The sequence below is a fragment of the Streptomyces sp. NPDC058086 genome (genome assembly GCF_042885015.1).
GTDB lineage: Bacteria > Actinomycetota > Actinomycetes > Streptomycetales > Streptomycetaceae > Streptomyces.
This window is the reverse complement of sequence record NZ_JBHVST010000080.1, coordinates 46,401-53,315: the sequence shown is the minus strand read 5'-3', so window position 1 is coordinate 53,315 and position 6,915 is coordinate 46,401. Positions and strand designations below refer to the sequence as shown.

Sequence of the window (6,915 nt, the reverse complement as noted above, 5' to 3'; positions counted from 1 at the left end):
GAGATGTTCCGCATCGCCGACGGCGAAGCACTCGGCTACGGCGACCCCGTCCTGCGCGGCCACTCCTTCGAGTTCCGCATCAACGGCGAAGACCCGGGACGCAACTTCCTGCCCGCCCCCGGCACGGTGACGCTGTTCGCCCCGCCGTCGGGTCCGGGCGTGCGCCTGGACGCGGGCGTCGAGTCCGGCAGTGTCATCGGCCCGGCCTGGGACTCCCTGCTCGCCAAGCTGATCGTCACCGGCGCCACCCGCGAGCAGGCGCTCCAGCGCGCCGCCCGCGCCCTGGAGGAGTTCCAGGTCGAGGGCATGGCGACCGCCATCCCGTTCCACCGCGCGGTGGTCCAGGACCCGGCGTTCGCCCCCGAACTGACCGGCTCCGCCGACCCGTTCACGGTCCACACCCGCTGGATCGAGACCGAGTTCGCCAACGAGATCCCCGCGTTCACGGCTCCCGCGGACACCGAGACCGACGAGGAGCCGGGCCGCGAGACGGTGGTCGTCGAGGTCGGTGGCAAGCGCCTGGAGGTCTCGCTGCCGTCCTCGCTGGGCATGTCACTGGCCCGCACCGGCCTCGCCGCCGGCGCCAAGCCCAAGCGCCGCGCCGCCAAGAAGTCCGGCCCGGTCGCCTCCGGCGACACGCTCGCCTCGCCCATGCAGGGCACGATCGTCAAGGTCGCGGTCGAGGAGGGCCAGGAGGTCAAGGAGGGCGACCTCGTCGTCGTCCTGGAGGCCATGAAGATGGAACAGCCCCTCAACGCCCACCGCTCCGGCACCATCAAGGGCCTGAGCGCGGAGGTCGGCGCGTCCATCACCTCCGGCGCCGCGATCTGCGAGATCAAGGACTGACGACACCGTCGTACGACATCCAAAGCGCCCGTCGGACCGAGCAATCGGTCCGACGGGCGCTTCGGCGTTTTTGGTGACGGGCCGGGGATCCTCTTCCCCGGCGGCGACCCGCGGACCGTCCCTCCCGGTGGCGGGCCGCGGAATTCGTCGCCTCAGCCGGGTGAGCGGCCGGGATGGTCCGGCTCGGGCCGGGCCCGCATCTCGCTGATCACGGACCAGGCCACCGACACCATCGGGACGGCCACGACCGCGCCGATCACACCGGCGAGGATGCCGCCCGAGATGACGGACAGGGCCACGACCACCGGGTGCAGCCGGACCGCCCAGCTCAGCACGAGCGGGTGCAGGACATGGCCCTCGATCTGGCCGACGACCACGATCAGGGCGAGCACCACGAGCGCGATGACCGGCCCCCGTGAGGCCAGCGCGACGACCGTGGCCACGGCCAGCGCGATGGGCGAGCCCAACAGCGGGATGAAGGCGGCGAAGAACTCCAGCAGGGTCAGCGGCAGGGCCAGCGGCACGCGCAGCGCGAACAGGGCGATCCCGACCAGTACGGCGTTGGTGGCGGCCACGATGATGATGCCGCGGGTGTACCCGGCGAAGGTCCGCCACGCGACCCGTCCCGCGCGGCTCCAGGGATCCCGGGCGCTCTCGGGCAGCAGGCCCTGGAACCAGTGCCAGAACCTGTCCCCGGAGTGGATGAAGAACAGCGAGCAGAACAGCGCGAGCACCGCTCCGGTCAGCACCTCCACCGCCCGCCCGGCACCGCTGAGCGCGCTGCTGATCAGTGTGGAGCGGTGCTCCTTGACGTACGTCGTCACCTTGCCCTGAAGGTTCGACAGCACGGTGTGGCGGACACGGAAGGGAGGGCCCTCCAGCCACCGCTGGATCCGCCCGATACCCCCGGCGAACTCCTGCCCCAACTGGTCCGACTCGCCCGCGACCAGGCTGCCGACCAGCGCCAGCAGCCCGAGTATCAGCACCAGGCTGCCCATCACGCTCACCACGACGGCCAGGGGCCGGGGCATGCGCCGCGCCAGCAGATCGGCCAGGGGACGCAGCACCGAGGTGACCACCAGTGCGAGGAACAGCGCCACGGCGACGAGCTGCAACCGGCCCAGAACCTTGAAGGCCGCGTACACGGCCACCCCGAGCACCAGCAGCCGCCATGCGTACGCCGCGGCCACCCGCAGCCCCTGGTTCACCGGCACGTCGTCGCGCTCCGCGGCACGCCGGATCGCCGTCCCCGCCGTACGGGCCCGTGCGACCGCCCCCGCTCCGCGGGCGGGCCGGCTCCCCAGGACGACGTACCGCATCCGTCGCTGGTGCGAACGGCGCGATCCGTCGTTCACCTGTACGTCACCGCCTCCCGTCGCCGTGTCAGGGACAGGTTGCGGGTGGACAAGGAGCCGTCGCAAGCCGGGGCACATACGGACAAACCGTACTCGTGTGCCGTGAGCTGCGCCGCTTCCCCGTATCGCGGCCGGGGGACGGCCGAGTGGAGGGCGCCCGGCGTACGCCATACGGCCCATGGGGGTGCACGCCGGTCGAGTCGGTCAGCGGCGGCGCAAATCCGCCACTCGCGCCCGCTCTCCCGGGGACTGCTCCCCCAGGACGGTGGCGCTGCGCAACTGCGGTCCCGCACCCGGCACCTGGCCGCGGCGCGGACCGGGGAGGGGCATGTCCCGGCGCGGCTGGCGCCCCGTCGGGACCGTATCCCCTCCCGCACCGCCGCCCGCCTGCCCGGCCACCGCGATCTGTACGCCCTGGTCGGCCAGGGCCTGCAGTTCGGTGACCGCGCGGTCGTCGTGCGTGGGCGGCTCGTCCGTGACCAGGCGGGTGATCAGATCGGTCGGCACGGTCTGGAACATGGTGTCGGTGCCGAGCTTGGTGTGGTCGGCGAGGACGACGACCTCCCCGGCGGCCTGCACCAGCGCGCGGTCGACGGACGCCGACAGCATGTTGGAGGTGGACAGGCCGCGCTCGGCGGTGAGCCCACTGCCGGAGAGGAAGGCCCGCGAGACCCGCAGCCCCTGGAGGGACTGCTCGGCACCGCTGCCGACCAGGGCGTAGTTGGAACCGCGCAGGGTGCCGCCGGTCATCACGACCTCGACGCGGTTGGCATGGGCCAGCGCCTGCGCCACCAGCAGGGAGTTGGTGACGACGGTCAGCCCGGGGACCCGCGCGAGCCGGCGAGCCAGCTCCTGCGTCGTGGTGCCCGCGCCCACCACGATGGCCTCGCCCTCTTCGACGAGACCCGCGGCGAGATCGGCGATAGCCGTCTTCTCGGCGGTCGCGAGATGCGATTTCTGCGGAAAGCCGGACTCCCGCGTGAACCCGCCCGGCAATACCGCACCGCCATGCCGGCGGTCGAGGAGTCCTTCTGCCTCCAGTGCGCGCACGTCCCGCCGTACGGTCACTTCGGAGGTCTGGACGACGCGGGCGAGCTCACGGAGCGACACGGCCCCGTTCGCTCGCACCATTTCGAGGATCAATTGGCGACGTTCTGCAGCGAACACGAAACTGACAGTAACCCCAACGACCGTCTGCTTTCAGCAGTTTGCGCCGAATAACAGAAGTTGTTCGCATGGCAGTACGTGAAGTGGTATACGCGCCTACCCGCTCCGCCTATGCCGTACGAATGGTCGACAACTCCCCGTGACCAGCGGGAAGTCGGGGTGGGACGTCAGCCTCCGTCACCCGCCTTGCGGGTGTGCAACTGCCGTGCGACCTCGGCGATCGAGCCCGAAAGGGAGGGGTACACGGTGAACGCGTTCGCGATCTGTTCGACCGTCAGATTGTTGTCGACCGCGATCGAGATGGGATGGATCAGTTCCGAGGCGCGTGGCGCGACGACCACGCCACCGACGATGATCCCGGTGCCGGGGCGGCAGAAGATCTTGACGAAGCCGTCCCTGATGCCCTGCATCTTGGCGCGCGGGTTGCGCAGCAGGGGCAGCTTGACGACCCGGGCGTCGATCTTGCCCGCGTCCACGTCGGCCTGCGTGTAGCCGACAGTGGCGATCTCGGGGTCGGTGAAGACGTTGGACGAGACCGTCTTCAGGTTCAGCGGAGCGACCGCGTCGCCCAGGAAGTGGTACATGGCGATACGTCCCTGCATCGCCGCGACGGAGGCGAGGGCGAAGACGCCGGTCACGTCACCGGCGGCGTACACGCCCGGGGCGGTGGTCCTGGAGACCTTGTCGGTCCAGATGTGCCCGGAGTCCCTGACCCGGACCCCGGCCTCCTCCAGACCCATTCCGCTGCTGTTCGGGATGGCGCCGACGGCCATCAGACAGTGCGAGCCGCTGATGACCCGGCCGTCGGAGAGCGTGACCTCGACCCGGTCGCCGACCCGCTTGGCGGACTCGGCGCGGGAGCGGGCCATGACGTTCATGCCACGGCGCCGGAACACGTCCTCCAGCACGGCGGCGGCGTCCGGGTCCTCGCCCGGCAGCACGCGGTCGCGGCTGGAGACGAGCGTGACGCGCGACCCGAGCGCCTGGTAGGCGCCGGCGAACTCGGCACCGGTGACACCGGAACCGACGACGATGAGCTCCTCCGGGAGCTCGTCGAGGTCGTAGACCTGGGTCCAGTTCAGAATCCGCTCGCCGTCCGGCTGCGCGTCGGGCAGCTCACGCGGATGCCCGCCGGTGGCGATCAGCACCGCGTCGGCGACAAGCGTCTCCTCGGTCCCGTCCACGGCCCGTACGACGACCTTGCGCGAACCGTCCAGGGCCTGCATGCCCTCCAGTCGTCCACGCCCGCGCAGCACGCGCGCGCCGGCCCGCGTCACGGAGGCCGTGATGTCGTGCGACTGCGCGAGCGCGAGCCGCTTCACACGCCGGTTGACCTTCCCGAGGTCGACACCGACGACCCGGGCCGCCTGCTCCATAGGTGGGGTGTCGTCGGCGACGATGATCCCCAGCTCCTCGTACGACGAGTCGAAGGTGGTCATCACCTCGGCCGTCGCGATAAGGGTCTTCGACGGCACGCAGTCGGTGAGCACCGACGCCCCGCCCAGACCGTCGCAGTCGACGACGGTCACCTCCGCGCCGAGCTGGGCGGCAACCAGCGCCGCCTCATATCCGCCGGGTCCGCCACCGATGATCACGATCCGAGTCACGTACTCCATTGTCCCGCACGCTTCAAGATGCTTCCGCCCGGGGGCCGCGCCCGCCCGTATCCGAGCCCCTTCCGTTATGCGCTCATCCGTTATGCGCTTATGCGTTCTGTTACGCAAGAGGCTCCTGTGTTCCCTGCCGTACCCTCGACCTCATGTCGCTCTACGCCGCGTACGCCGGCAATCTCGACCCGCGGCTCATGACGCGCCGCGCCCCGCACTCGCCGCTGCGCGCCACGGGCTGGCTGAACGGCTGGCGGCTGACGTTCGGGGGCGAGCACATGGGCTGGGAAGGCGCGCTGGCGACCCTCGTCGAGGCCCCCCGCTCGCAGGTCTTCGTGGCGCTGTACGACATCGCCCCCCTGGACGAGGACTCCATGGACCGCTGGGAGGGCGTGGGCCTCGACATATATCGCCGGATGCGCGTACGGGTGCACACGCTGGAGGGCGAGGAACCCGCGTGGGTGTACGTACTGAACGGGTACGAGGGCGGACTCCCCTCCGCGCGCTACCTCGGTGAGATCGCCGACGCGGCGGAGTCTGCGGGCGCGCCCCACGACTATGTGATGGAGCTGCGCAAGCGTCCCTGCTGAGGGGCCCTGCCCGCGCCCCGAGCGCCCCTGCCGACGACACCCCTCGTGGGAAACGCCGGTCCACCCCGTTCCCACCCCTTCGTCGGAAACAACAAGACAACGATCGCAAGACCGTGACCTCTGTCATCTACGCGCGTAGGCCTGGACCGGCTACCCTCATGCGCGTGAACGCATCTCTTCTTCCGGACGACATCCAGGGCGACCCCCACGCCGCCGCCGACGCCGCCGCCACCCGCCTGCGGGAGCTCACGGGCGCCGAGACCCACGACGTCGCGCTCGTGATGGGCTCCGGCTGGGCTCCGGCCGTGGACGCCCTCGGCACCCCCGAGGCCGAGTTCCAGGTCACCGAGCTGCCCGGGTTCCCCCCGCCGGCGGTCGAGGGGCACGGCGGCAAGATCCGCTCGTACAAGGTCGGTGACAAGCGGGCCCTGGTCTTCCTCGGCCGCACCCACTACTACGAGGGCCGCGGGGTCGCCGCCGTCGCGCACGGCGTGCGTACCGCCGTCGCCGCGGGCTGCAAGACCATCGTGCTCACCAACGGCTGCGGTGGTCTGCGTGCGGACATGCGCCCCGGCCAGCCGGTGCTGATCAGCGACCACATCAACCTGACGGCGACGTCCCCGATCGTCGGGGCGAACTTCGTCGACCTCACCGACCTGTACTCGCCGCGGCTGCGCGCCCTCTGCAAGGAGGTCGACCCCACCCTGGAGGAGGGCGTCTACGCGCAGTTCACCGGGCCGCACTACGAGACGCCGGCCGAGATCCGGATGGCCCGTGTCCTCGGCGCGGACCTTGTCGGCATGTCGACGGTTCTCGAAGCGATCGCCGCGCGTGAGGCCGGTGCGGAGGTTCTCGGCATCTCCCTCGTCACCAACCTCGCCGCCGGTATGACGGGCGAGCCCCTCAACCACGAGGAGGTGCTCCAGGCGGGCCGCGACTCCGCAACCCGCATGGGCGCCCTCCTCACCCAGGTCCTGGACCGCCTGTAGGGGCTCATCGCCCCCGCCGCCCCTACCCGTCCCATCCTCGACCTGGGGGCTCCGCCCCCAGACCCCCATCGGCCTGAAGGGCCTCGTCCTCAAACGCCGGACGGGCTGGAGGGTGCGCGCAGCGCCCCTGTAGGGGCGCGGGGAACTGCGCGACCAGCCCCCACCGGCCGGCAGCCGAAGCACCACACAAGACCGGGGATTCGGGGCGCAGCCCCGCCCCCAGGGGCGCGAGGAACTGCGCGAGCAACCCCCACCCACCCGCAGCCGACCGTCGCACCCGGGGGCTGGGGGCGCAGCCTCCAGGGATGGGACGGGTAGGGGCGGCGGGGGCGAGAGAAGGCACCCCTGGCCGGGTACACAC

The 6,915-nt window shown here is 71.2% G+C and carries 6 protein-coding genes; 3 read left to right on the top strand and 3 right to left on the bottom strand.

Going from position 1 to position 6,915, the window contains the following annotated elements:
* Positions 1 to 846 (top strand): biotin/lipoyl-containing protein (locus ACFVWD_RS41415; RefSeq protein WP_389603109.1); only part of this gene is annotated, 846 nt, incomplete at its 5' end.
* Between the two features lie 152 nt (positions 847 to 998).
* On the opposite strand, the gene ACFVWD_RS41410 is transcribed toward ACFVWD_RS41415, so the two are convergent.
* The 3 genes from ACFVWD_RS41410 to ACFVWD_RS41400 all read right to left on the bottom strand — a co-directional run bounded on the left by ACFVWD_RS41410 (position 999) and on the right by ACFVWD_RS41400 (position 4,984).
* Positions 999 to 2,165 carry an AI-2E family transporter gene (locus tag ACFVWD_RS41410; protein WP_389603108.1) on the bottom strand — a complete coding sequence of 389 codons (1,167 nt, stop codon included), beginning with the start codon at positions 2,163 to 2,165 and terminating at the stop codon, positions 999 to 1,001.
* Positions 2,166 to 2,405: 240 nt separating this feature from the next.
* The gene (locus ACFVWD_RS41405) at positions 2,406 to 3,368 is read right to left on the bottom strand and encodes a DeoR/GlpR family DNA-binding transcription regulator (RefSeq protein ID WP_389603107.1); all 963 of its coding nucleotides are present in this window, start codon (positions 3,366 to 3,368) and stop codon (positions 2,406 to 2,408) included.
* Positions 3,369 to 3,535: 167 nt separating this feature from the next.
* Positions 3,536 to 4,984 (bottom strand): NAD(P)H-quinone dehydrogenase, encoded by a 1,449-nt coding sequence (locus ACFVWD_RS41400; RefSeq protein WP_389603106.1) that lies wholly within the window; start codon positions 4,982 to 4,984, stop codon positions 3,536 to 3,538.
* A 143-nt stretch (positions 4,985 to 5,127) separates the two neighbouring features.
* Here ACFVWD_RS41400 and ACFVWD_RS41395 point away from each other — a divergent pair, with 143 nt between their 5' ends.
* Both ACFVWD_RS41395 and ACFVWD_RS41390 read left to right on the top strand, forming a co-directional pair.
* On the top strand, positions 5,128 to 5,565 hold the full coding sequence (locus tag ACFVWD_RS41395; protein WP_075028313.1) for a gamma-glutamylcyclotransferase: 438 nt from the start codon (positions 5,128 to 5,130) through the stop codon (positions 5,563 to 5,565).
* A gap of 164 nt (positions 5,566 to 5,729) precedes the next feature.
* The gene (locus tag ACFVWD_RS41390) at positions 5,730 to 6,554 is read left to right on the top strand and encodes a purine-nucleoside phosphorylase (RefSeq protein WP_060896436.1); all 825 of its coding nucleotides are present in this window, start codon (positions 5,730 to 5,732) and stop codon (positions 6,552 to 6,554) included.
* Positions 6,555 to 6,915: the final 361 nt, after the last annotated feature.